Annotated in this window: 21 protein-coding genes; 6 read left to right on the top strand and 15 right to left on the bottom strand. The window is 67.7% G+C overall.

The window, feature by feature from the left end; genetic code table 11:
- Positions 1 to 37: 37 nt before the first annotated feature.
- The gene (locus Q8M85_RS09295; RefSeq protein ID WP_305543358.1) at positions 38 to 463 is read right to left on the bottom strand and encodes a MarR family winged helix-turn-helix transcriptional regulator; all 426 of its coding nucleotides are present in this window, start codon (positions 461 to 463) and stop codon (positions 38 to 40) included.
- A 126-nt stretch (positions 464 to 589) separates the two neighbouring features.
- Between Q8M85_RS09295 and Q8M85_RS09290 the strand changes: the two genes are divergently transcribed.
- The gene (locus Q8M85_RS09290; protein ID WP_305543356.1) at positions 590 to 901 is read left to right on the top strand and encodes a hypothetical protein; all 312 of its coding nucleotides are present in this window, start codon (positions 590 to 592) and stop codon (positions 899 to 901) included.
- A 105-nt stretch (positions 902 to 1,006) separates the two neighbouring features.
- On the opposite strand, the gene trpA is transcribed toward Q8M85_RS09290, so the two are convergent.
- Together trpA and Q8M85_RS09280 are read right to left on the bottom strand one after the other, a co-directional pair.
- Positions 1,007 to 1,798 carry a tryptophan synthase subunit alpha gene (trpA, locus tag Q8M85_RS09285; RefSeq protein ID WP_305543354.1) on the bottom strand — a complete coding sequence of 264 codons (792 nt, stop codon included), beginning with the start codon at positions 1,796 to 1,798 and terminating at the stop codon, positions 1,007 to 1,009.
- A gap of 64 nt (positions 1,799 to 1,862) precedes the next feature.
- A complete protein-coding gene (locus tag Q8M85_RS09280; RefSeq protein WP_305543352.1) occupies positions 1,863 to 2,294 on the bottom strand; it encodes a VOC family protein in 432 nt (143 codons plus the stop codon).
- 117 nt (positions 2,295 to 2,411) lie between these two features.
- Here Q8M85_RS09280 and ychF point away from each other — a divergent pair, with 117 nt between their 5' ends.
- Complete coding sequence (gene ychF, locus Q8M85_RS09275) at positions 2,412 to 3,509, top strand: redox-regulated ATPase YchF (RefSeq protein WP_305543350.1); 1,098 nt, start codon at positions 2,412 to 2,414, stop codon at positions 3,507 to 3,509.
- Between the two features lie 112 nt (positions 3,510 to 3,621).
- On the opposite strand, the gene Q8M85_RS09270 is transcribed toward ychF, so the two are convergent.
- From Q8M85_RS09270 to Q8M85_RS09255, 4 genes are read right to left on the bottom strand one after another with little or no spacing between them, the layout of a single operon-like run.
- Positions 3,622 to 4,227: an amino acid synthesis family protein gene (locus Q8M85_RS09270; protein WP_305543348.1), complete on the bottom strand. Its 606-nt coding sequence runs from the start codon at positions 4,225 to 4,227 to the stop codon at positions 3,622 to 3,624.
- A 16-nt stretch (positions 4,228 to 4,243) separates the two neighbouring features.
- A complete protein-coding gene (locus tag Q8M85_RS09265) occupies positions 4,244 to 5,161 on the bottom strand; it encodes a flavin reductase family protein (protein WP_305543345.1) in 918 nt (305 codons plus the stop codon).
- Complete coding sequence (locus Q8M85_RS09260; RefSeq protein WP_305543343.1) at positions 5,158 to 5,946, bottom strand: alpha/beta fold hydrolase; 789 nt, start codon at positions 5,944 to 5,946, stop codon at positions 5,158 to 5,160. Before Q8M85_RS09260 ends, Q8M85_RS09265 begins: the two co-directional genes overlap by 4 nt.
- Positions 5,943 to 6,326 carry a RidA family protein gene (locus Q8M85_RS09255; protein WP_305543340.1) on the bottom strand — a complete coding sequence of 128 codons (384 nt, stop codon included), beginning with the start codon at positions 6,324 to 6,326 and terminating at the stop codon, positions 5,943 to 5,945. Before Q8M85_RS09255 ends, Q8M85_RS09260 begins: the two co-directional genes overlap by 4 nt.
- A gap of 133 nt (positions 6,327 to 6,459) precedes the next feature.
- Between Q8M85_RS09255 and Q8M85_RS09250 the strand changes: the two genes are divergently transcribed.
- Positions 6,460 to 7,932: an aldehyde dehydrogenase gene (locus tag Q8M85_RS09250; RefSeq protein ID WP_305543337.1), complete on the top strand. Its 1,473-nt coding sequence runs from the start codon at positions 6,460 to 6,462 to the stop codon at positions 7,930 to 7,932.
- 19 nt (positions 7,933 to 7,951) lie between these two features.
- On the top strand, positions 7,952 to 8,986 hold the full coding sequence (locus Q8M85_RS09245) for an LLM class flavin-dependent oxidoreductase (RefSeq protein WP_305543334.1): 1,035 nt from the start codon (positions 7,952 to 7,954) through the stop codon (positions 8,984 to 8,986).
- Here Q8M85_RS09245 and Q8M85_RS09240 read toward each other — a convergent pair.
- Both Q8M85_RS09240 and Q8M85_RS09235 read right to left on the bottom strand, forming a co-directional pair.
- Positions 8,967 to 10,169 (bottom strand): GlxA family transcriptional regulator, encoded by a 1,203-nt coding sequence (locus tag Q8M85_RS09240; RefSeq protein ID WP_305543331.1) that lies wholly within the window; start codon positions 10,167 to 10,169, stop codon positions 8,967 to 8,969. The two genes, Q8M85_RS09245 and Q8M85_RS09240, sit on opposite strands and share 20 nt — an antisense overlap.
- A gap of 127 nt (positions 10,170 to 10,296) precedes the next feature.
- Positions 10,297 to 11,859 (bottom strand): trimethylamine methyltransferase family protein, encoded by a 1,563-nt coding sequence (locus Q8M85_RS09235; protein ID WP_305543328.1) that lies wholly within the window; start codon positions 11,857 to 11,859, stop codon positions 10,297 to 10,299.
- A gap of 93 nt (positions 11,860 to 11,952) precedes the next feature.
- On the opposite strand from Q8M85_RS09235, the gene Q8M85_RS09230 reads away from it, so the two are divergent.
- Positions 11,953 to 12,858 (top strand): LysR substrate-binding domain-containing protein, encoded by a 906-nt coding sequence (locus Q8M85_RS09230; RefSeq protein ID WP_305543325.1) that lies wholly within the window; start codon positions 11,953 to 11,955, stop codon positions 12,856 to 12,858.
- Here the strand turns inward: Q8M85_RS09230 and Q8M85_RS09225 are convergent.
- The 5 genes from Q8M85_RS09225 to Q8M85_RS09205 are packed head-to-tail and all read right to left on the bottom strand — an operon-like array spanning position 12,855 to position 20,015.
- Positions 12,855 to 14,123, bottom strand: coding sequence for an FAD-binding oxidoreductase (locus tag Q8M85_RS09225; RefSeq protein ID WP_305543322.1), 1,269 nt, complete (start codon positions 14,121 to 14,123; stop codon positions 12,855 to 12,857). The two genes, Q8M85_RS09230 and Q8M85_RS09225, sit on opposite strands and share 4 nt — an antisense overlap.
- Entirely contained in the window at positions 14,113 to 15,609 is a 1,497-nt protein-coding gene (locus Q8M85_RS09220) for an aldehyde dehydrogenase family protein (protein ID WP_305543320.1), read from the bottom strand. The genes Q8M85_RS09225 and Q8M85_RS09220 overlap by 11 nt, the downstream gene beginning before the upstream one ends.
- A gap of 1 nt (position 15,610) precedes the next feature.
- Positions 15,611 to 16,657, bottom strand: a complete 1,047-nt coding sequence (locus Q8M85_RS09215) for an ACP S-malonyltransferase (protein ID WP_305543317.1) — start codon at positions 16,655 to 16,657, stop codon at positions 15,611 to 15,613.
- Positions 16,654 to 18,846 (bottom strand): thiamine pyrophosphate-dependent enzyme, encoded by a 2,193-nt coding sequence (locus tag Q8M85_RS09210; RefSeq protein ID WP_305543315.1) that lies wholly within the window; start codon positions 18,844 to 18,846, stop codon positions 16,654 to 16,656. The genes Q8M85_RS09215 and Q8M85_RS09210 overlap by 4 nt, the downstream gene beginning before the upstream one ends.
- On the bottom strand, positions 18,846 to 20,015 hold the full coding sequence (locus Q8M85_RS09205; protein WP_305543313.1) for a pyridoxal phosphate-dependent aminotransferase: 1,170 nt from the start codon (positions 20,013 to 20,015) through the stop codon (positions 18,846 to 18,848). Before Q8M85_RS09205 ends, Q8M85_RS09210 begins: the two co-directional genes overlap by 1 nt.
- 94 nt (positions 20,016 to 20,109) lie before the next feature.
- Here Q8M85_RS09205 and Q8M85_RS09200 point away from each other — a divergent pair, with 94 nt between their 5' ends.
- Positions 20,110 to 21,021 carry a LysR substrate-binding domain-containing protein gene (locus tag Q8M85_RS09200; protein WP_305543311.1) on the top strand — a complete coding sequence of 304 codons (912 nt, stop codon included), beginning with the start codon at positions 20,110 to 20,112 and terminating at the stop codon, positions 21,019 to 21,021.
- A 160-nt stretch (positions 21,022 to 21,181) separates the two neighbouring features.
- On the opposite strand, the gene Q8M85_RS09195 is transcribed toward Q8M85_RS09200, so the two are convergent.
- The gene (locus Q8M85_RS09195; protein ID WP_305543309.1) at positions 21,182 to 22,546 is read right to left on the bottom strand and encodes a dipeptidase; all 1,365 of its coding nucleotides are present in this window, start codon (positions 22,544 to 22,546) and stop codon (positions 21,182 to 21,184) included.
- Positions 22,547 to 22,554 lie beyond the last annotated feature (8 nt).

Below are 22,554 nucleotides of genomic sequence, written 5' to 3'. Positions count from 1 at the left end.
GTAAGGCAACGGCAGGCTTGCGACAAGAACGGCGGTTTCAGCCGGGCGGCCGGTCGATCAGGCGGCGCAGGAGGGTTTCCAGGCTGGAAAACGCGTCATCCCCAAGATGTTCGCGCCAGCGCGCCTCGATCTGCAGCTTGATCCGGTCGGCGTCGCGCATCGCGACCTCACCCCGGGGCGTCAGGCGGACTCTGCGGGCGCGGGCGTCGGCCTCGTCCGGGGTGCGCATGACGATGCCGTCTTTTACCAGTTCGTCGACGAACTGCTGCACGGCCTGTTTCGTCAGCCCGGCCCTTTCGGCCAGGTCCCCCTGCCGGATGCCGTCCGGGCCGATGTGGACCAGAAGGTTGCCGCGGGCCTGGGCGAACCAGCCGTGACCGGCCGCCGCCATCGCCGCGACGAAATCCTTGCGCCAGGCCAGGTTGGCCCGCCACAAAGTCCAGCCAATATGGTCAGGGACCATCCTCGAGGCTCCATATGGTCAAGTTGCTTGACAATTTTGGCCGCGCTGGCCAATAGTCAAGTTGCTAGACTATTTGCGGTCTATTGCCAAGCGCCGGGGCATTTCCGGCAAAGAAAGGATTTCGCGATGAGAGTTCTTGAGAGCGCCGTGCTGGAGGTTCTCCTGCCAGGCTTCACGCATCACATCGACATCGGGCAGGGCGCCGCGGCGAAGATGAGCTTCGGCGCGGATGGTCTGGCGCAGATGGTTTTACCCGGCAAGCCACCAATGAACGGCGCCTGGACACCTCGGCCCGATGGCTACCATGTCGCCTGGACGGGCGGGCCGGAGGGATTCTGGAAGATCGCGTACAAAGTGGGACGGCTGGCCTTTATCGACCCCACGGGACGAGAGGCCGGCACTGTGACGCGGATCGAGCCGATTCAGCCTTGGACCTGAACCCCGGATCGGCGCGGTTGGCGTCCCAAGGGCTAACGCCAAGAATTCTGAATAGAATTATTGACAGATTTCTTGCTGAAGAAATCTGGCCCCCGGCCCCGCCGGTCAGGCGGAATGGGCGCCGTCGGCCAACGCCTTCACCTTTGCCAGGACATCGGACACCGGGACTCCCGCGCCGATGTCCTTGACGATGGCCGACCCGACGACGCAGCCGTCCGCGACGCTGGCGATGGCTTTCGCCTGGTCGGGCGTGTTGATCCCGAAACCCACGATGATCGGCAGGTCGGTCGACCGCTTGATCCGGGCGACTTCGGGGGCCACATCCGTGGCCACGGCCGCAGCGGCGCCGGTGATCCCGGTGACCGAGACGTAGTAGACGAAGCCCGACGTGTTCTGCAACACTTTTGGCAGGCGCTTGGCGTCCGTGGTGGGCGTTGCAAGGCGGATGAAGTTCAGGCCTGCCTTCTGGGCCGGGATGCACAGCTCGTCGTCTTCTTCGGGTGGCAGGTCCACGACGATCAGGCCGTCGATCCCGGCCTCGGTCGCCTCGGCGAGGAAACGGTCGACCCCGCGCGAGTAGATCGGGTTGTAGTAGCCCATGAGAACGATGGGAGTCGCGTTGTCCTGGGCGCGGAAGGTGCGCACCATCGCCAGCACCTTGTCCATCGTCATGCCGCCTTCGAGCGCGCGCTGCCCGGCGGCCTGGATTGTCGGGCCGTCGGCCATCGGGTCGGTGAAGGGCATCCCCAGTTCGATCACGTCGACCCCGGCGCCGGGCAGGCCCTGCATGACGGCAAGGCTGGTCGCCTGATCGGGGTCGCCCCCCATGATATAGGCGACAAAGGCCTTCTTCCCCTCGGCCTTGAGCCGCGCGAAGGTGTCGTCGATTCTGGTCATCTGGTCCCGCGCCCCTTGAAAGATTGCACCGGGTTTCGCACGGTCCTGCGGGAAAGATCAAGGATCAGGCATCAGCCGTGCTGTCGAGCGGCTCCTCCGGGGCGACGGAAATCATCCAGTGCGTTCCGTAGCGGTCCTTCAGCATCCCGAACCCGCGCGAGAAGAAGGTTGAGCCGAAGTCCTGGATCACCGCTCCGCCCTTGGCCAGCGCGGTGAAAAGACGCCGCGCCTCGGGCACCGTGTCGGAGACATGCATGATCGACACGCCCGCCTGCGGATCGCCCGTCATCCCGGGGGGATAGTCCGAACCCATCAGAAGGCCGTCGGGCAGGCTGACCTGGCCGTGGACGACGCGGGTCGGGTCGCGCATCGTGTCGTCGATGTCGGGCGCATCGGCATAGCGCATGAGCTGCAGGTCCTCGGCGCCGAAGACCTTGGCATAGAAGGCCAGCGCCTCGGCGCAGTGGCCCTGGAAGTGAAGATAGGGGATGGGCATTGGAGACTCCTTTCGGATGGAGAGCAGGATAGCACGGGACGAAGCAGTGCGGGGCAACTTGATAAGCCGGCGCGCGCCCACTAGAAGCGGCGCGAAGAGCTAACGGAGTAGGGCGCGATGGGTTTCAGGATGGGCATTGTCGGACTGCCGAACGTGGGCAAGTCCACCCTCTTCAACGCGCTGACCCGCACGGCAGCGGCGCAGGCGGCGAACTTTCCGTTCTGCACCATCGAGCCGAACGTGGGCGAGGTCTCGGTCCCCGACGCGCGGCTGGAAAAGCTGGCGGCCATCGCGGGTTCGAAGCAGATCATCCCGACGCGGATGACCTTTGTCGACATCGCGGGGCTGGTGCGCGGGGCGTCGAAGGGCGAAGGCTTGGGCAACCAGTTCCTGGCCAACATCCGCGAATGTGACGCCATCGCCCATGTGCTGCGCTGTTTTGAGGATGGCGACATCACCCATGTCGAGGGCCGGATCGATCCGGTTGCCGATGCCGAGACGATCGAGACCGAGCTGATGCTGGCTGATCTGGAATCGGTAGAGCGTCGTCTGACGGCGCTGGGCAAGAAGCTGCGCGGCGGCGATCAGGAGACGCTGGATCAGGACCGACTGCTGCGCGCGGCCCTGGCGGCGCTGGAGGCGGGAAAGCCCGCGCGGACGCTGACCATCGCCGAAGATGACCGCAAGCAGTGGCGGATGTTGCAGCTGCTGACGGCGAAGCCGGTCCTCTATGTCTGCAATGTCGAGGAGGCCTCGGCGGCCTCGGGGAACTCCCAATCCGCCCGCGTGGCCGAAATGGCGGCGGCGCAGGGGGCGGCGTCGGTGGTGATCTCGGCCCGGATCGAGGAGGAGCTGGCGCAGCTTCCCGAGGACGAGGCCGCGATGTTCCTGGAAGAGATGGGCCTGCAGGAAGCGGGGCTGGATCGCCTGATCAAGGCGGGCTACGCGCTGCTGGGCTTGCAGACCTATTTCACCGTGGGGCCGAAAGAGGCGCGGGCCTGGACGATCACCAAGGGGACGCTGGCGCCGCAGGCGGCGGGGGTCATTCACGGCGACTTCGAAAAGGGGTTCATCCGCGCGGAAACCGTGGGTTACGACGACTATATCGCCGGCAAGGGCGAGGCGGGGGCCAAGGAAGCGGGCAAGTTCCGGGTCGAGGGCAAGACCTATGAAGTCAAGGACGGGGACGTGCTGCATTTCCTGTTCAACGCGTGACCCGTCCACGGTGGACAGATTTTCGGCGTGAGTGATTTCAACAGGTTGGGCGTGGACGTTAGGGTGGCGTTAACGCTTTGACCGGCTTGCCCATGGCAGGCACCCGGGGGGGTCACACCCCCGCCGGGTTGTCCACCTCCCCGCCCATTTCCTTCAGGTCCTGGTAACGGTCGCCGATGCGGTGGTGGGGGCGGCCACCGAGCGAGGCGCCCAAGGCGATGACCAGCTCGTCGTGGCTGGGCGCGTCGGGGATCGAGAACTGGACGGTCAGGTAATGCGACCTGCGACCGGCGTCGTGTTTGTCCATCAGCGGGATCTGGATTTGCGCGTTGGCAGGGCCGCGGCTGTTGGTGAAGCCGAGGTAGGTCTTGGCGCCCACCGCCTCGCGGAAGAAATTGCCGAAGCGCAGCGTGTGGATCAGGGCCGAGCAATGCTCCAGCTCGCAGGCGGTGCCGCAGAGGGCGGCCTTGCCGTAGGCCTCGATCGCGTCGCCCGAGCCTGCGAGGCGGATCAGGCGGTCGGTCAGGAGCTGGCCGAGAGCCGGACCCATGCGCTTGATCTCGGGCGAGAGGTCTTCGACGAAGCCGCGGCCATGCCAGGGGTTCGTCACCACGGCGGCCACGGCGATCATCCGCAGGGAGGGCGTGCAGGCGCGGCCGCCGTCGGTGACGGTATCCTCGTCATAGGTCACAAGCTTGCGCAGTTCGGGGAGGGACATCTTTGGTTCCTTTCAGTCAGGCGCCGATCTGGCGGGTTTGGCCCGTGGTTTCGGTGCCGTGGTATATCGAGAAGCTGCCGTTCCTGAAGTCCTGCGCGTAGCGGGCAAGCATCTGCGCTTCGGCGGGATTCGCGATCCGCGCCTGTGCGAGGTCGGCCAGTGGGACGATCCGGTAGCCCGGAGGCAGGGGGCCAGAGACGGAGCCGTGGTAATAGATGGCGTGGCCGCCCGTGGTGCGGTCGTCGAAGGCGGCGTAGACGAAGTCGATCAGCGGGGTCAGGCCAAGGGCGGCGAGTTTCGCCGTGAGGCTGTCCAGCGTCGGATGCGGGGCGAGGGGCAGGCGAAGCTGGTCGCCGTCATCCTTGAGCAGGACCCCGTCATTGCAGGCCAGGACCGCGCCGAGGCGGCTGTCCTTCGTCGCGGCGGCGGCTTCGGCGAGGTCCTTCTCGAGGCCGATCGAAAAGTAATTGCCCCGGAAGTAGCCGAGGGGCTGGCCTTCGGTGGTGGCGAAGTCTTCGACGCGGCCGATCAGGATCAGGTGGTCGCCCGCGTCGACTAGCTGGTGGCGGGCACAGGTGAACCGGGCAAGCGACCCGTCGATCAGCGGCACGCCCGCCGAGCCGGGGGTCCAGGCGCATTGGTCGAACTTGTCCGCCGCGCGCGAGGCGAAGAGGCCGGAGACGGCCTTCTGGTCCTGGGCCAGGATGTTGACGGCGAAATGCGGGGCGTTTGCGAAGACATCGGCCGAATGGGCGGTCCGGGCCAGGCAGACGAGGAGGAGGGGCGGGTCAAGCGAGACCGAGGTAAAGCTGTTCGCGGTGAACCCGCGGGGCGTGCCGTCGGGCTGGCGCGTGGTGATGACGGTGACGCCGGTGGCGAAGGCGCCAAAGGCATTGCGCAGGGCCTTGGGGTCGATGGTCGTATTCGGGGTCATCGCAGCACCTTGGTCAGAAAGTCCACGACGGGGCGGTTTACGGCCTCTGGTGCTTCGGCGAGCGCCATGTGGCGCAGGCCCTTCAGGATCACCAGCCGGGCGCGGGGGATTTCGGTGGCGATGGCGATGCTCATCTCGGGGCCGTTGCCGGTGTCTTCGTCGCCGGTCAGGACAAGGGTCGGGACAGTGATCGGGGGATCGGGCGCGACGATCTCGTCCACGCCATGCGCAAGGATGCGGTAGAGCTTGACGTAGATGTCGCGCGGGTTGGCCAGGACCCATCTGCGGGTCAGGTCCATCAGGTCGGGGCGGCTGGCTTGCGCGGCCTCGGTATACCAGCGTTGCAGGGCCAGGTCGACGGTGGCTTCGGGGCCGTGCTCCCGCGCCTGCTCGACGCGGTAGAGGATGGCGCCTTGCTGTTTCTCGGTCCGCTTGTGGGCGGAGTGGAGGACGACGAGCGCGGTGGTGCGGTCGCGGTAGTCCTGCGCAAAGCGGCGGGCGACCATGCCGCCAAGCGAGAAGCCGACGAGGGCGGCGCGGTCGATCTGCAGGTGATCGAGAAGGGCGGCAAGCTGGTCGGCAAGGTCCCTGAGCGTCGGCTGGCCCTGCGGAGGCGCGGTTTCGCCGTGGCCGATCAGGTCGTAGGTGACAACCCGGAACTGCGTGAGGTCGGGCGCAAGCCATTGCCAGACGGCGCGGGTCAGGCCGAGGCCGTGGATCAGGACGACGACGGGGGCATCCTCGGGGCCGGTGATGTCGTAGCTGGTGCCGTGCGGGTCGATCATGTTTGGGGTTTCCAGGCGATGACCTCGACCTCGACCCGGATGTCGACAAGGAAGTCCGAGACAAGCGCGGATCGGGCGGGCGGGTTCAGGGGGAAGTAGTCGCCGTAGACGGCGTTGAAGCCGGGGAAGTCGGCGCGGTCCTTCAGCCAGACCATCGTTTTCACGACATCGTCGCGGGTGCAACCTGCCAGCGCCAGCGTCTCGGTGATCCGGTCAAGGCAGGCGCGGGTCTGGTCCTCGATGCTGCCGGTGGTCAGGACCTCGCCGCCCGCCATCGGGACCTGTCCGGTGAGAAAGACGAAATCGCCCGCGCGGACGGCTTTCGACAGCGAAAGCTGCCGTCCGTTGATGACAAGCGGGCCGCCGATGATCTCTTTCATGCGCTCCTCCGTGGGTTTCGGTTTGTCATCCCGGCGAAGGCGCGGAGTGCGGATTTTCGTCAGGCGGTGACGGAAAATCGGAAACCTGCGGCATTTAGGCGCGGCATCAAGGGTGAAGGAAGCGGAGGACGGAATGGGCGAGATCAAGCGCTGCCAGATGCTGATCGACGGGGAATGGGTCGGGGCCTCGGACGGGGCGGTGTTTCCGTCGGTCTCGCCGGTGACGGGTCAGGTCTGGGCCGAGGTGCCGGAGGCGACGGCGGCAGATGTGGACCGGGCGGTGCGGGCGGCGGACCGGGCGTTGTCAGGCGAGTGGGGGCGGATGACCCCGAGCGCCCGGGGGAAGTGCCTGCGCAAGCTGGGGGATTTGCTGGCCGATGCGTCCGAGGAGCTTGGGCGGGCGGAGACGCTGGATACCGGCAAGATGCTGAAAGAGACGCGCTGGCAGGCCAAATACATCGCGGAGTTCTTCCACTTCTATGCAGGCGCCGCGGACAAGCTTTCGGGCGAGGTCCTGCCGATCGACAAGCCGGACATGCTGGTCTTCACCAACCGCGAGCCGTTGGGCGTGGTTGCGGCGGTGGTGCCGTGGAATTCGCAACTGTTCCTGTCGGCGGTGAAGCTGGGACCGGCCCTGGCGGCGGGGAATACGGTGGTCTTGAAGGTGTCCGAACACGCCTCGGTGCCGATGCTGGAGTTCGGGCGGCTGATCGAGGCGGCGGGGTTTCCGGCGGGTGTGGTCAACATCATCAGCGGGCATGGCGAGGTGGGGCGGGTGCTGACCTCGCATCCCCTGGTCGCGCGGGTGTCGTTTACCGGGGGGCCAGAGACGGCGCGGCATATTGTGCGGAACTCGGCGGAGAACTTCGCGGAGGTGTCGCTGGAGCTGGGTGGCAAGTCGCCCTTCGTGGTGTTCGAGGACGCGGACCTTGAAAGCGCGGTGAATGGCTGCGTGGCGGGGATCTTTGGTGCGACGGGGCAAAGCTGTGTCGCGGGGTCCCGGTTGATCGTGCATGAGGCGGTGGCGGAGGAGTTTCTGGCCCGGCTCGTGGCGGCGGCGGAGGCGATCCGGATTGGCGACCCGCTGGAAGACGAGACGCAAATGGGGCCGCTGTGCACCGAGGCGCAGGTGCGGTTGATCGAGGCGCAGGTGGCTTTGGCGATCAAGGAAGGGGCCAAGGTCCTGACCGGGGGCAAGCAGCCGAGCCTGGGCGGGACCTATTATGAGCCGACGATTGTCGACTGCCCGTCGCCGGACCTGACCATTGTGGACACCGAGCTGTTCGGGCCGGTGCTGTCGGTGCTGCGGTTCAAGACTGAAGACGAGGCGATCCGCCTGGCCAACCAGTCGGCGCATGGGTTGGCGGCGGGCGTCTTCACCCTGAACGGCGCGCGGCAGATGTGGGTGGCCAAGGCCATTCGCGCCGGGATCGTCTGGGTCAATACCTACCGCGCCGTGTCGCCCATCGCGGCCTTTGGCGGCGTCAAGGGCTCGGGCTACGGCCGCGAGAGCGGGTTCCAGGCCATGTACGACTACACAAGGCCCAAGACGATCTGGGTCAACACCTCATCCGAGCCCATCGCCAACCCCTTCGTGATGCGCTGAAATTTCAGGGAGATACGAGATGAAATTCCACCTTGCGATCAACATGGAGCGGATCGACGACACGCTTGCCATGAAGGACGTGGCCAAGCACACGCTGGAGATGGTGCAGATGGCCGACGCGGGCGGGTTCCGCATCGCCTGGGCGGCCGAGCATCACGCGCTGGAGATGACCATCGCGCCGAACCCGTTTTCGATCCTGACCTGGTGGGCCGAGCATACCAACGACATCCGTCTGGGCACGGCGGTCATCGCCGCGCCCTACTGGCACCCGATCAAGGCAGCGGGCGAAGCGGCGTTTGTCGACCTCATCTCGGGCGGGCGGTTGGAGTTCGGCATCGGCTCGGGCGCCTATCAGCGCGAGTTCGACCGGATGCGGCCGGGGCTGAAGCAGACCGACGCCTGGCGCTACATGCAGGAAATGCTGCCCGTGATCCGGGAGTTGTGGAAGGGCGACTATGCGCATGAGGGGGAGCATTGGTCGTTCCCGGCCTCAACCTCGTGCCCGAAGCCGGTGCAGAAGGATGTCCCGGTCTGGGTCGCGGCCCGCGCGCCGATCACCTATGACTATGCGGTCAGGCATGGCTGCAACATCCAGTCCTGGCCCCTGACCCGCGACATGGGTGAGGCGCAGTTGTACATGGACCGGCTGGCCGAGGCGCTGGCGAACAACCCCGGTGCCAAGCGTCCGACGATGGCGATGATGCGGCACACCGCGCTTTATGACCGGAAGGAGGACTGGATGATCCCGGTCCGGGCGGCTCAACGCCAGCTGTCGCAGTTCGAGAACCTGTTCAAGAACATGGGTGACGTCGAAAACGGCTTTCCGAAGTCGATCCCCTTCGACCAGCTTGGGAACCGGGCGGAGTATGACCCCGAGATGCTGAGCCGGAACCTGATGTTCGGCACGCCGGACGAGGTGATCGCCAAGTTGAAGGAGTATCAGGCAATCGGGGTGGACGAGTTCATCTACTACGCCAGCCTTGGTCTGGGGCTGAAGGAACAGAAGCGGTCGCTGGAACTGTTCTGCAAGGAGGTCATCCCGGCCTTCGCGTGAAGCGGTCGTTTACTTGGGGCCGCTCGTCGTGCGCCTTTGGCTTCTCCTCGCCGGGTCCCTCCGACGAGGAGACGACGTCGAACGAGGTAGCTTGACCCTGGACTGCGCGGGCCGCGCGCAGGCGGAGCGTCTCGATATAGGCGCTAAGGGTGCCGGGCCAGGAGGGGGCGGCCTCGCTGGGGGCCCAGCCCTGGCGATAGTCGCTGGGACGACGGTCAAAGCATTTGCGGAAAGCGGCGGCGAAGTGGGACATCGCGTTGAAGCCGGTGGCGGTGGCGATCTCGCGCACCGACAGCTTGGTCGCGATCAACAGGACGCGGGCGTGTTGAAGCCGGACCAGGGTGCCGAACTGCACGATGGAGCAGCCAAGGCCCCTGTGGAACTGGCGTTCGAGTTGGCGTTGCGAGAGGCCGAGGCGCTGGGCGATTTCGGGGACAGCAAGCGGGTCGGCGATGTTCGCCTCGATCAGGGCGATGGCGTCGCGGAGCGTGGGCGAGAACTGGTCGGTGCCCTGACCCAGGGTGCGACGCTGGGGGGCCTCGGGGGGGAGGATCGGCTGGTGGAGCATCTGGTCGGCGACCTCGCCTGCCAAGCTGTCGCCGTGGCGACCGGCGATCAGGCGCAGCATCAGGTCGACACCGGCCATGCCGCCAGCGCAGGAGAAGATGGGCTCGTCCAAGGTGTAAAGCTGCTCGACTAGCGGGATGTCGGGGTAGCGTTCCTGAAAGCCCGGCGCCCAGGACCAGTGGGTTGCGATGGGGGTGTCGGTCAGGAGGCCAGCCTTGGCAAGAAGGTAGCAGCCGAGTTCAACCGCACAAAGCCGGGCGCCGTCGCGGGACTGGCGGCGGAGCCAGGCGAGGAGGTCGCGGTTCGCATAGTCTTCGGCACCCCAGGAGCCGAGGGCGAAGATCGCCTCGCCACGGCGGTTGCGGTCGGAGAGGGGTTGGGCGGAGATGGTCAGGCCGTTCGAGGCGGGGATCTCGGCACCGTCCGGGGACAGGATCTCCCATTGATAAAGCGGCTGAGGGGCGAGGTAGTTGGCGACGCGGAGGGGTTCGATCAGGGTGATGAGCGTCGCCATGTTGAAGCGGGGGACGAGGACGAAGGTCACTCGGGTCGGCGGCGTGACGGGGTCGCGCAGAAGCGGGGCCGGGGCGGGCGCGGAGATGCGGTTTTCCGTCATGGGCCGCAGGATAGCCGCCGGGCGACCAACGGGGAAGGGCGGGCCTGTCCACGGTGGACAGACCCTGCGGGTCAAGGGAAATCAAGGGTTTGCGCCTGGGCGTTCAGGCTTTGTTAACGGTCACCCCTCAATACCACATATCCGCCATCGACTCTTTGCGCCGCGCCATGAAGTCCTGCAGCGCCTCGTCGATGCCTTCGTCCAGCGGGGGCGTCTGATAGTCGCGCAGGATCTTCTTCCATCGGGTGTTGGCGCGCTGGGCATAGTCGATGCCGCCCTGTTCGTCCCAGGTCTCCCACGGTTGGTTGTCGTCGAGCGCGGAGTCCCAGTAGGCGGTTTCATAGTGGCGCAGCGTGTGCTGGGTGGAAAAGAGGTGCTGGCCGGGCCCAAGCTCGTTCAGCGCCTCGAAGGCCAGCGTGTCCTCGTTCACCGCCATCCCGTCGAGGTAGGAGTGCAGCGCGCCGCAGATGTCGGTGTCCATCACGACCTTTTCGTAGGACATCGACAGCAGGCCGTCGAGGAAGCCCGCCGAGTGCAGGACGTAGTTGGCCCCGCCCTGCACGGCGGACATCATCGACATCATGCTTTGCCACATGGCCTGGCCGTCGGGGAGCTTGGAGGTCGAGAAGTTCCCCGCACAGCGCAGCGGCAGGTTCAGGCGGCGGGCAAGCTGGCCCATCGCGAGCGAGCCGATGGCGGGTTCGGGCATGCCAAAGGTGGGCGAGCCGGTCTTGAGCGACATCGACGAGAAGAACGAGGCAAGGATCACCGGCGCGCCGGGGCGGGTCAGCTGGGCCAGCGCGCAGGAGGCCATCGATTCGGCCAGTCCCTGCGCGACCATGCCGGCGATGGTCAGGGGCGCGACGGCGCCGCCCAGAAGGAAGGGCAGGTGGATCGAGCCCTGGTTCGCGGCGGCATAGGTGCGGATGCCCGCCGCCGTCACCCCGTCGATCACCAGGGGCGAGGTGGTGTTGAAGTTGCCCATGACGACGCAGTTCTGGTCGGTGAACTCGGCCCCGAAGAGGATACGGGCCATCTCGACGCTGTCGGCGGCGCGTTCCGGCGCGGTGATCGACCCCAGAAAGGCCCGGTCGGAATAGCGGATGTGGCTGTAGACCATGTCCAGATGGCGCTTGTTCACCGGGACATCGGTGGGTTCGCAGACCGTGCCGCCAGAGTGGTGCAGCCAGGGTGAGCTTTGCGCCAGCTTGATGAAGTTCTGGAAGTCCTCGATCGTGCCGTAGCGGCGGCCCCGGTCAAGGTCCATCACGAAGGGCGACCCGTAGGAGGGCGCGAAGACGACGTTGTTGCCGCCGATCTGCACGGTGTTGGCCGGATTGCGGGCGTGTTGCGCAAAGACGGCGGGGGCGGTCTTCAGGATCTCGCGCAGCATGGCGGGGGGGAATTTCACGCGCCAGATGTTCTGGGTGGTTTCCGTCACCTCGGCGCCTGCGGATTTGTAAAGCTGCATGGCCTCGACGTCGTCGCGAAGCTCGATCCCGATCTCGGCCAGGATGCGGTCGGCGGTGGCCTCGATCTTCGTCAGGCTGTCTTCGGACAGGATGTCATAGGTCGGGATGCCGCGGGTGATGTAGGGGCGGTGGACCCCAGCCTCGACTCCCACACGGGCGTCGCGCATCTTCTGCCGCCCGCCGCGCTGCCGTTTTTCCGGGATGTCGCCGTCGGCCATGATCGTGGTCCTTCGATAAGTCGCGGCCATGTTATCCGGCGCGGGCGTCGGCGTGACGCTGGAAAAGGCTGATAGAGTTGATAAGCTGGGTTTATGGAAAACCTGCGATCTCTGGTGCCGTCGATCAACGCCCTTGTCGTCTTCGAGGCGGCGGGGCGGCATGGCAGCTTCACCGCAGCGGCGCGGGAATTGCGGATGACGCAGGCGGCGGTGTCCTATGCGGTGCACCGGCTGGAGGAACATCTGGGGACAACGCTGTTCCTGCGCGAACATCGGCGGGTGCGGCTGTCGGCAGCGGGGGCGCGGTTTCATGCCGACGTGGCGATCGGGCTGTCCCACATCCAGCGCTCGGCCCGCGATTTGCGGACGGCGGCGGAGGGGCATGTGACGCTGTCCTGTTCCACGGCCTTTGCGGCCTTCTGGATGGTGCCGCGCATGGCGCAGTTGCGGGCGGACCTGCCGCAGATCGACCTGCGCATCCAGACCGGGGATCACGACCTGGATCTAGTGGGCGAGGGGATTCCCCTGGGGGTGCGGGGCGGCAATCCGGCGGACTGGCCGCAGTATGAGGCGCGGCCTTTGGCGGCGGAGGAGATCTGGCCGGTCTGTGGGGCAGGGTATCTGGCGGGGCGTGCGCGGCCTGTGGGGCCGGAGGAGTTGCTGGGCCATCAGCTGATCCACCTGGAGGAGCCGTTCCGGCAGGCGGCGACCTGGCGGGACTGGTTCGCCTCGGTGGGCGTGGAGGGTCGGCGGGTTCCGAAGGGCTTGCAGATCAATGACTATGTGCTGGTGGTGCAGTCGGTGATCGCGGGGCAGGGTGTCGCGCTGGGCTGGCGGCATCTGGTCGAGGGGTTGATCGGCCAAGGGGTGCTGGTGCGGCTGACGGATCATGCGCTGGTGACGGGGATGGATTTCCACGTCATCTGGCCGCGCGACGCGACACTGGCCCGACCGGCGCTGGAGGTGCGAGACTGGCTCTTAGCCCAGGCGCGGGGTTAGCGGGCGGCGAGCGCGTGGGTCAGGCAGGCTCCGGTCTCAAAGTATGCGGCCTGGGCGGCGGGGAGGGTTTCGCGGTGCTGGCGGATGGGGGCGACGGGGAGGGGGGCGTCGCTGCCGGTCAGAAGCGCGCGGGCGGCTTCGGTGCCGAAGACCGTGCCGGGACCGATGCCGCGACCGGAGTAGCCGAAGATGGCATAGGCGTCGGGGCCGAAGGCGACGACCTTGGGGACGTGGTCGCCGGTCATGGCGATCCGGCCGCTCCAGCCATGGGTGAGGGGGGTGCCCTTCAGGGCGGGGTATAGGGCGGCAAGCTTGCGGCGCGCCCAGGTGGCGTGGACCCGCGCGCCGGGGCCGTCGCCGTTGCCGATGCCGCCGATGATGAGCCGCCCGGCCCGGTCGCGGCGGACCGAAGACATGATGAGCGCGGTGTCCCAGCAGCCTTCGCCTTTGGGCAGGATGGTGTCCAGAAGGGCGGGGGGCAGGGGGGCGGTGGCGTATTGGCAGTAGTGGACGGGGACGAAGGCGGGCTGGAAGGCGGGGCCGACGGGCAGGTGGTAGGCATTGGTCGCGACAAGCAGGCGGCGGGCCCGGAGGGTGTGGGCGCCGGAATTGATGTGCCAGAGGTCGGCCTGGCGGATGATCGACTGGACGGGGCTGCGTTCATGCAGGATCGCGCCGGCCTGTGCTGCCGTCCGCGCCAGACCGCGGACATAGGCGAGGGGCTGGATCGTCCCGGCGCGGGGGTCGAAAAGCGCGCCGTGGAAGGCTGTGGAGCCGGTGCGTCGGGCGGTCTCGGCGGCGTCCAGAAGCGCCAGTGGTGCGCCCATCATGCGGCCCTGGCGGTGGCGCTCGGTGAGGTCGACCATGCCCTTCGGGGAATGGGCGAGGTGGAGGGTGCCGTTGCGGGTGGCCTCGCAGTCGATGACTTCGCGGTCGATCAGGGCGAAGACGCGGGCGGGGGCTTCGGCGAGGGTGGTGAGAAGTCTGGTCGCGGCGGCTTCGCCCATCTGGGCGCGGACGGTGTCGGGGGGCAGCCAAAGGCCCGCGTTGACGAGGCCGACGTTGCGGCCGGAGCCGCCGTGGCCGATGGTTGCGGCCTCCAGCAGGCAGACGCTCGCGCCCTGTCGGGCGGCTTGCAGGGCCGCCGCGCAGCCGGTGAAGCCGCCGCCGATGATGGCGAGGTCGACGGTGCGGTCGGTGTCCAGGGGCGGGGCGGAGAAGGTTTCCCGCGCGGAGGCCCGCCAGAGGTTTGGCTCAGAGATCAAAGCGGACCCCTTGGGCGAGGGGCAGGCTGGCCGAGTAGTTCACGGTCGAGGTCTGCCGCCGCATGTAGCCCTTCCAGGCGTCCGAGCCGCTTTCGCGCCCGCCGCCGGTTTCCTTCTCGCCCCCGAAGGCGCCGCCGATTTCCGCCCCCGAAGGGCCGATGTTGACGTTGGCGATGCCGCAGTCGGACCCGGCGGCAGAGAGGAAGGTCTCGGCCTCGCGCAGGTTGAGGGTGAAGATGCAGGAGGAGAGGCCCTGGGGGACGTCGTTCTGCAAGGCGATGGCGTCATCGAAGGCGTCGTAGGTCAGGACGTAAAGGATCGGGGCGAAGGTTTCCTCGCGGACAGTGGCGGTCTGGGCGGGCATCTCGACGAGGGCGGGGGTGACGTAGGCGCCAGCGGGGACGCCATCGGTGACGGGCTGGCCGCCGTGGACGGTGCCGCCCTCGGCGCGGGCGCGGTCGAGTTGGGCAAGCATCCGGTCGCGGGCGGCCCGATCAACGAGGGGGCCGATCAGGGTGCCCTCTGCGCGCGGGTCGCCGATGGAGAGGCTGGCGTAGGCCTTGGTCAGGCGGGCCACCAGGTCATCGCGGATCGAACGGTGGACGATCAGGCGGCGGAGCGAGGTGCATCGCTGGCCGGCGGTGCCGACGGCGCCGAAGACGATGGCGCGGACGGCCATGTCGAGGTCGGCCGAGGGCGCGACGATCATCGCGTTGTTGCCGCCAAGCTCAAGGATCGGGCGGCCCCAGCGGGCGGCGACCTTCGGCCCGACGATCCCGCCCATGCGGGTTGAGCCGGTGGCGGAAAGGACCGGGACGTCGGGGCTGTCGACGAGGGCCGCGCCGATGTCGGGGCCGCCGATGACAAGTTGGCACAGGCCATCCGGTGCGTCGCCAAAGCGGGCCAATGCGCGGTCCATGATGCGCATGGTGGCGATGGCGGTGAGGGGGGTCTTCTCGGACGGTTTCCAGATCACCGGGTTGCCGCAGACCAGGGCAAGGGCCGTGTTCCAGGACCAGACGGCGACGGGGAAATTGAAGGCGCTGATGACGCCCACGGGGCCGATCGGGTGCCAGGTTTCGGCCATGCGGTGACCGGGACGCTCCGACGCGATGGTGAGGCCGTAAAGCTGGCGGGACAGGCCGACGGCGAAGTCGCAGATGTCGATCATTTCCTGCACTTCGCCCAGGCCTTCGGAGGTGATCTTGCCGACCTCCTGTGTGACGAGAGCGCCGAGTTCTGCCTTTGCGGCGCGAAGTTCTTCGCCCAGCAAGCGGACGAGTTCCCCCCGGCGCGGGGCGGGGACGGTGCGCCATTGAGTGAAGGCGGATTTGGCGCGGGCGATGATGCCGGGCATCTCGGATGCCGGGGTCTCATGGACCCGGGCCAGTTCTGCGCCGTCGATGGGGGAGCGGACGATGAGGGTGCCTTGGGTCAGGTCCGCCTGGGTGAGGCCTGCGGCGGCGAGGGTGGCGGTGTGGGTCATCTTAGGCTCCTTCATGGGTCGCGAGGGCGCGCTGGTCGGGCAGCCCCATCGCGACAAGCAGCGGGCTTTCGGCCTGCAGTTTATGGAAATCCGCCTTGGCCCCCATGCCGCGCCAGCGGGCAAGGATCAGCGATTGCGCCACGGCCCCGCCCAGCGTGGTGCCGGGACCGGTGACGATGAACAGGTCGGGGCCAAATTCGTGGGCGGCGGTGCGGATGGCGGCGGTGAAGTCGTAGGTCTCGGTCACCTGATGGCCGAGGGTGTAGGCGTGCAGCGCGGTGGAGTCGGTTGCCCCCGGCCACCAGATCGCGCCTCGCCCGTCGATCAGGGGGAGAAGCGGCTGGGTGATGAGGGTCGGAGGGAGGGCTGTGCGGCCTTGCGCGGCGACGGGGGCTTGCAGCGCGGTGTGGAAGGCCGCGTGGTTGCCAAGGCGCATCGGGAAACGGCCTTGCACGGGGTCGACGGTGGTCTCGAACGCCTTGAGCCCCGCCTCGTTCCCGGCCAGGACCAGAAGGCCACCAAGGTCGATGGAGAGGGAAAGCGCGTGGTCGCGGCGGGTGGCGATGTCGGCGACAAGCGCCAGGAGCGCGGCCTTGCGGGCGGGGCGGGGGACCCAGTCTTCATCCACCCACGGATATACCAACTGGCCGCCGATCAGCGCGGATTGCATCAGGCGGCCCATCGTGTTGGCGATGGTGAAACCGTCTTCCGGCGTCACGGCCCCGGCGCAGGCGAGGGCGGAGTACCAGCCCATCGAATTGCCGGTCACGGCGACCACGTCGATGCTTTGCCGCTCGAGGGAGAGGAAATCCCCCAGCGTGGCGGCGTAGATCAGGGCGCTCGCGTTGTCGCCGCGGGTGTGGCGGGCGAGGGTGAAGCGGTCGGCCCCGTCAAGGGCGGTTAGGCTGTCCTGTCCGGCTGCGGTGCGCAGGGTGTCGAAGCGGGAGAGCAGCGCAGGGTCCGGGAAATTGCGGCCAAGGTAGCCGAGTTCGGTGGCATTGTAGGTGCCGCGACCGGGGCAGATGACGACGGCGGTCTTGCGGGTCATGGCTTGGCCCCCGTTAGCGCGCGGGCGGCGGCGACGATCCGGTCCTTGGACGGCATCGTGGCCGCATAGGCCGGGCCGGTGGCGATGAAGCTGTCCTCGGCGGTCAGGCGGGCGAGGGGGGTGCCGGGGGCGGCCTCGTGGAAATGCGCCATCAGGCCCTCGGCGACGCCGCCGGTGTGGCGGGTCTCATCGACGATCAGGATGTGTTTGCAGCCTTTGACGGCTTCGGTCAGCGCCGGTTTGGGCAGAGGCGAGAGCCAGCGGGTGTCGATGATCCGGGTCTTCAGGCCTGCGGCTTCCAGTTCGGGGCGGGCCTGCTGCGACAGGTAGCAACCGTTGCCGAAGGTGACGATGGCAAGGTCGGTGCCTGTGCCGTCAGTGCCGACCTCGCCCAGGCGGATGGTCTGGGAGGGGTCGGGGTAGCGGCGCATCCAGCCGCCGTCCTTGTCGGCAAGAAGGTCGCGCATCGGGTAAAGCGCGATCGGTTCCACGAAGACGACGACGCGCTGTTCCTCACGCGCGAGGCGCACGGATTCGCGCAGCATCATCGCGGCGTCGGCCCCGTTCGAGGGCACTGCCAGGATCACGCCGGGGATATCGCGCAGGACGGCGAGCGAGTTGTCGTTGTGGAAATGCCCGCCGAAGCCCTTCTGGTAGCCAAGTCCCGCGATGCGGATCACCATCGGGTTGGTGAACTGGCCGTTGGAGAAGAAGGGCAGCGTCGCCGCCTCGCCCCGGATCTGGTCCTCGGCGTTGTGGACATAGGCGAGGAACTGGATTTCCGGCATCGGGACGAAGCCGTTCTGCGCCATGCCGATGGCGAGGCCGAGGATGGATTGCTCGTCCAGCAGCGTGTCGATCATCCGGTCGGGGCCGAAGCGCTGGGTCAGCTTCTGCGTGACACCGTAGACGCCACCCTTTCGACCCACATCCTCGCCCATCATCACGATCTCGGGGTGGGTCAGCATCAGGTCGGTCAGCGCCCAGTTGATCAGGCGCGACATGATCTGCGGTTCGGCCATCGCCTTCAGGTCGCCGCCGAAAGCCTGTTCGCGGGCCTGTTGGCTGGGGCCGTTGGTCGGCCGGTTGTCGCGGCGGGGCGGGATGATGGCGGCCATCACGTCGGGCGCGGTCGTCAGGCGGGGGCGGGTGACGGCCTCGGCGGCGACGCGGGCGACGCGGTCGGCAGTCTGGGTGTAGATCACCAGCGCCTGATCCGGGGTCAGGGCCCCGGCCTGATCCAGCAGGCGGACAGAGTGGAGGAGGGGGTCGTTGGCTTCCTCGGCCTCGACCTCCTCACGGGGCAGGTAGGTGGTGGGCATGTCGGCCCCGGCGTGGCCGTAAAGCCGGATGGTGCGGACGTGGAGGAAGGCGGGTTTCTTGCGGGTGCGGACGTAGTCGGCTGCCTCCAGAGCGGTGGCGTAGGTGTCGTAGAGATCAAGGCCGTCGCAGGAGAAGTATTTCAGGCCGGGGCGATTGGCGAAGGTCGCGGCGATCCAGCCGGTCGGGGTCTTGGTGGAAATGCCGATACCGTTGTCCTCGCAACAGAACAGCAGCGGCAGCGGCACGGACTGGTAGCTCGTCCACTGCGCGGCGTTGAAGGCGCCTTGGGCGGTGGAGTGGTTGGCCGAGGCGTCGCCGAAGCTGCAATAGGCGATGGCGTCGTCCGGGAGGATCGCGTGTTCGGGCCGGTGGCGGCGGGCGGCGGCGATGGCATAGGCGGCCCCGACGGCCTTGGGCAGATGGCTGGCGATGGTCGAGGTCTGCGGCGGGATCATCAGCGCGCGGCTTCCCAGGACCTTGTGGCGGCCGCCGGAGATCGGGTCCTCGGACGAGGAGGCGAAGGAGAGGAGCATGTCACGGGTGATGGCCTGGCCGGGGACCTGTTCGGCCCTTGCGATCTGGAAGGCCGCGTCGCGGTAGTGGAGGAATGCGATGTCGGTGGGGCGCAGGGCGGCGGCGACGGCGGCCAGGCCTTCGTGGCCCGAGGAGCCGATGGTGTAGAAGCCCTGGCCCGCGCGCTGCATGGCGCGGCTTTGGCGGTCCAGGGCGCGGCTGAGGCAGCCGGAGCGGTAGAGGGAGACGGCGAGGGTCTTGGGCAGGGGGCCTTGCGGTGCGCGACCCGCGGGCAGGTCGCGGGCAGCAACGCGGCGCATGAAATTGTCGTGGACGATGTCGCAGCGGTCCATCAGCGGGTCTCCAGCGCGGCGGCGATGCGGGACAGGCCACGGGTCAGGTCGGCGTCGGAATAGGCGAAGGAAAGGCGCAGGTGGCCGGGAAGGCCGAAGGCGCGACCGGGGACAAGGGCTATGCCGTGGTCGTGCAGCAGCCAGCGGCAGAAGGCGGCGTCGGTCGGGTGGCCGGTGGCCTCCATCGCGGCGGTGATGCGGGGGAAGACGTAGAAGGCCCCGTCGGGGAGGGGGCAGTCGATGCCGGGCAAGGCGTTCAGCGCGTCGACCACTCGGTCGCGGCGCACGCGCCATGCCTTGCGGCGGGTGTCGAGGAGCGACTGGTCGCCGGTCAGCGCGGCAAGTGCTGCGGCTTGCGAGACCGAGGAGGCGCCCGACGTCACCTGCCCCTGCACGGTTCCCATCGCACCGATCAGGGCCTTGGGGCCGATGCCCCAGCCGATCCGCCAGCCGGTCATCGCATAGGCCTTGGAAACGCCATCGACGGTCAGGGTGCGGTCGCGAAGGTTCGGGGCAGCTTCGGTGAAGGGCGTGAAGGGGACGAAGTTCAGGTGGCGGTAGATCTCGTCCGACAGGACCCAGACCTGCGGATGGCGGGCCAGCACCTGGGCCAGCGCGCGGAGGTCTTCGGTGGTGTAGATCGCGCCCGTGGGGTTGGACGGGGTGTTGAGCATCAGCCAACGGGTGCGGGGCGTGATGGCGGCCTCCAGCGCCTGCGGCGACAGTCGGAAGCCTGCCTCCATCGGGCTGGGGACCACCACGGGCCGCCCCCCCGCCATGCTGACGATGTCGGCATAGCTGGTCCAGAAGGGCGCGGGCATCACTACCTCGTCGCCGGGGTTCAGGGTCGCCAGCATCGCATTGGCGATCACCTGCTTTGCGCCGGTCGAGACGATCACCTCGGCCACCGTGACACCTGCATCCGCCGCGATGGCTGCGCGAAGGGGGGTGGTGCCGCTGTTCGCGGTGTAGCGGGTCTGGCCTTGCAGGGCGGCCTGATGCGCGGCCTGGATCACATGGTCGGGGGTCGGGAAATCCGGTTCTCCGGTGGACAGCGAGACGACGTCGCGGCCCGTGGCGCGCAAGGCGGCGGCCTGTTCGGAAATCTGCACGATCTCGGAAACCTCAAGCCCGCAGATGCGGTCCGCCCGGGCGAATGTTGCGGTCATCGTCGTCCTGTCCCTTGCCGTCCGGCTCCAGTCTAGCTGGCCTTTGGCCTGAAAATGAGCGACATGTTGGTCATTACCTTGGAGAAAAACTCACATGATCGCCCCGCGCCGTTTTCTGCCTTCGATCAGTTCGCTTCTGGCGCTGGAGGCAGTGGAGCGCCTGGGCAGCGCCACGGCGGCGGCGGAAGAGCTGGCGCTGACCCATTCGGCGGTCAGCCGGCAGCTGAAGGCGCTTCAGGACCAGATCGGGGTGACGCTGATGCGGCGCGAGGGGAAGGGGCTGGCACTGACCCAGGCGGGCACGGACTATGCGGCGTCGATCCGCGACTACCTGCAGGACCTGGCGCGGGCCAGCCTGAAGATCCGCGCGGCGGGCGAACAGTCAAGCCTGAACATCGCGGTGCTGCCGGCCTTCGGGACACATTGGCTGCTGCCGCGCCTGCGCCGGTTCGCCGAAGAGAACCCGGACATCACGCTGAATTTTGGCACGCGGCTGTCACCCTTCGACTTCACGCGTGAGCCTTTCGATGCGGCGATCCACTTCGGCGGAGCGGACTGGCCTGGGGCGAACCATCTGGAGCTGGCGCGCGAGCGGGTGATCCCGGCTTGCGCGCCTGGGCTGGCGGGGGAGGGGCCGCTGGTGCCGCAGGATCTGCTGGCTCTGCCGCTTCTGCATCTGGAGAGCCGACCTGGCGCCTGGGAGGACTGGTTCGCGCGGCAGGGCTGTCCGGCGGGTCACCTGCGGGGGATGCTGTTCGACCAGTTCAGCCAGATGGCCGAGGCGGCGGCGCTGGGCTTTGGTGTGGCACTTCTGCCGGCCTTCCTGGCCGAGGCCGAATTCCTTGCGGGGCGTCTGCGCCCGGCAATCGCGGCATATACCGACGTCGACGGGGCCTATCATCTGGTCTGGCCCCAGGTCAGGACGCCCAGCCGGGCGCTGGTGAAGCTGCTGAAGTGGATGCAGTCCCGCACATCGGGCCAGGAGGTGTCGGCGCGACCCGGCTGAGACCGGACGTCAGGGAAGGTGCCCATCGGGCCGTCCGGGACCGGCACCCCGCCCGCCATCGCGCGCCAGACCGGCCCCAAACCGGCCCCAAACCGGCCCCAGACCGGCCCCAGACCGACTTGGCCCCATCGCCCTGCTGCGCCGCCAGTGCGGTCGCGACCTAGCCGAGACGCTCCAGAAGCTTGCAATAGGCGGTCTGGCCGGTGCGGAAGTTCGACAGGCGGAAGAATTCGTTCGGGGCGTGCAGGTTCTCGTCGTTCATCCCGAAGGCGAAGACAGTGGCGTGGACGCCAAGCTCGTTCAGCAGCATGGTCATGACCGGGATCGAGCCGCCGGTGCGGGTGACGTATGGGGCCTTGCCGTAGACCTCGGTCAGGACTTCGGCGGCTGCGGTGCTGGCGTTGTGGCCGGGGGGCACCAGGAACGGGTCCGCGCTTCCGGCAAGCCGCTTGACCGATACCCGAAGGCCCTGCGGGCACGCCGTCTCGATATGGGCGCGGAGAAGGTCGAAGATCGCGTCGGGCTTCTGGTTGGCGACCAGGCGGCAGGTGATCTTGGCATGGGCTTCGGCGGGAAGGACGGTCTTGATGCCATTCCCCTGCCAGCCGCCCCAGATCCCGTTCATCTCAAGCGTCGGGCGGCCCCAAAGCCGTTCGCGGGTGGTGTAGCCTTCCTCGCCGAAGATATCGGGCACGCCGAGGTCTTCGATATAGGTGGCCTCATCGAAGGGGATACGGGCGAAGGCTTCTCGGTCCTCGACCGTCAGGTCGATGACATCGTCGTAGAAGCCGGGGACAGTGATCTTGCCGTTGGCCCCCTTCATCGAGGCGATGATCTGCGCGAGGCCCTGGATCGGGTTGGCGATGCCGCCGCCCTGCTGGCCGGAGTGCTGGTCGCCCTTCGCGCCGCTGACGGTGATCTCTGCGGCGACGAGGCCTTTGAGGCCGGTGATCAGGTTCGGCTGGTCCTCGCCCCACTGACTGCCATCGGCGGAGAAGATCATGTCGGCCTTCAGCATCGCGCCATTCTCTTTGATGAAGGCGGGCAGGTGGGGCGAGCCGATTTCCTCTTGCCCCTCGAAGAAGAGCTTCACGTTGACGGGAAGGCGGCCCTGGGTTTTCAGCATCGCCTCGACGGACAGGATGGGGATCAGCATGCCGCCCTTGTCGTCCGAGGCACCCCGGCCCCAGACCTTGCCGTCGCGGACCTGGGGTTCGAAGGGTGGGGTCTGCCAGAGGTCGAAGGGTTCCGCCGGTTGCACGTCGAAATGGCCGTAGATCAGGACAGTGGGCTTGCCTGGGCCTGCGTGCAGCCAGTCGGCATAGACGACCGGGTGGCCTTCGGTCGGCAGCATGCGGACGTTTTCCATGCCCGCAGCCTTCAGGCGTTCGACAACCCAGTCGCCCGCGGCCACCACGTCGGCGACATGCGCCGTGGCCGCCGAGACCGAGGGGATGCGGACGAAGTCGATGAGTTCATCCACGAAGCGCGCCTGATGCGCGTCGAGGTATTCGGACCAGTCCATCTGCGTTC

Origin of the sequence: Tabrizicola sp., assembly GCF_030694085.1 — a bacterium.
Taxonomy (GTDB): Bacteria; Pseudomonadota; Alphaproteobacteria; order Rhodobacterales; family Rhodobacteraceae; genus Tabrizicola.
This window is presented reverse-complemented; position numbering and strand designations above follow the sequence as displayed.

Bases quoted from the DNA above. Each gene is read 5' to 3' on its own strand.
- Q8M85_RS09210 (WP_305543315.1), bottom strand. From the start codon at position 18,846: ATGGACCGCTGCGACATCGTCCACGACAATTTCATGCGCCGCGTTGCT.
- Q8M85_RS09295 (WP_305543358.1), bottom strand. From the start codon at position 463: ATGGTCCCTGACCATATTGGCTGGACTTTGTGGCGGGCCAACCTGGCC.
- Q8M85_RS09215 (WP_305543317.1), bottom strand. From the start codon at position 16,657: ATGACCCGCAAGACCGCCGTCGTCATCTGCCCCGGTCGCGGCACCTAC.
- Q8M85_RS09280 (WP_305543352.1), bottom strand. From the start codon at position 2,294: ATGCCCATCCCCTATCTTCACTTCCAGGGCCACTGCGCCGAGGCGCTG.
- Q8M85_RS09245 (WP_305543334.1), top strand. From the start codon at position 7,952: ATGAAATTCCACCTTGCGATCAACATGGAGCGGATCGACGACACGCTT.
- Q8M85_RS09270 (WP_305543348.1), bottom strand. From the start codon at position 4,227: ATGTCCCTCCCCGAACTGCGCAAGCTTGTGACCTATGACGAGGATACC.
- Q8M85_RS09200 (WP_305543311.1), top strand. From the start codon at position 20,110: ATGATCGCCCCGCGCCGTTTTCTGCCTTCGATCAGTTCGCTTCTGGCG.
- Q8M85_RS09220 (WP_305543320.1), bottom strand. From the start codon at position 15,609: ATGACCCACACCGCCACCCTCGCCGCCGCAGGCCTCACCCAGGCGGAC.
- Q8M85_RS09260 (WP_305543343.1), bottom strand. From the start codon at position 5,946: ATGATCGACCCGCACGGCACCAGCTACGACATCACCGGCCCCGAGGAT.
- Q8M85_RS09290 (WP_305543356.1), top strand. From the start codon at position 590: ATGAGAGTTCTTGAGAGCGCCGTGCTGGAGGTTCTCCTGCCAGGCTTC.
- Q8M85_RS09230 (WP_305543325.1), top strand. From the start codon at position 11,953: ATGGAAAACCTGCGATCTCTGGTGCCGTCGATCAACGCCCTTGTCGTC.
- Q8M85_RS09265 (WP_305543345.1), bottom strand. From the start codon at position 5,161: ATGACCCCGAATACGACCATCGACCCCAAGGCCCTGCGCAATGCCTTT.
- Q8M85_RS09195 (WP_305543309.1), bottom strand. From the start codon at position 22,546: ATGGACTGGTCCGAATACCTCGACGCGCATCAGGCGCGCTTCGTGGAT.
- Q8M85_RS09250 (WP_305543337.1), top strand. From the start codon at position 6,460: ATGGGCGAGATCAAGCGCTGCCAGATGCTGATCGACGGGGAATGGGTC.
- Q8M85_RS09235 (WP_305543328.1), bottom strand. From the start codon at position 11,859: ATGGCCGACGGCGACATCCCGGAAAAACGGCAGCGCGGCGGGCGGCAG.
- Q8M85_RS09205 (WP_305543313.1), bottom strand. From the start codon at position 20,015: ATGACCGCAACATTCGCCCGGGCGGACCGCATCTGCGGGCTTGAGGTT.
- trpA (WP_305543354.1), bottom strand. From the start codon at position 1,798: ATGACCAGAATCGACGACACCTTCGCGCGGCTCAAGGCCGAGGGGAAG.
- ychF (WP_305543350.1), top strand. From the start codon at position 2,412: ATGGGTTTCAGGATGGGCATTGTCGGACTGCCGAACGTGGGCAAGTCC.
- Q8M85_RS09255 (WP_305543340.1), bottom strand. From the start codon at position 6,326: ATGAAAGAGATCATCGGCGGCCCGCTTGTCATCAACGGACGGCAGCTT.
- Q8M85_RS09240 (WP_305543331.1), bottom strand. From the start codon at position 10,169: ATGACGGAAAACCGCATCTCCGCGCCCGCCCCGGCCCCGCTTCTGCGC.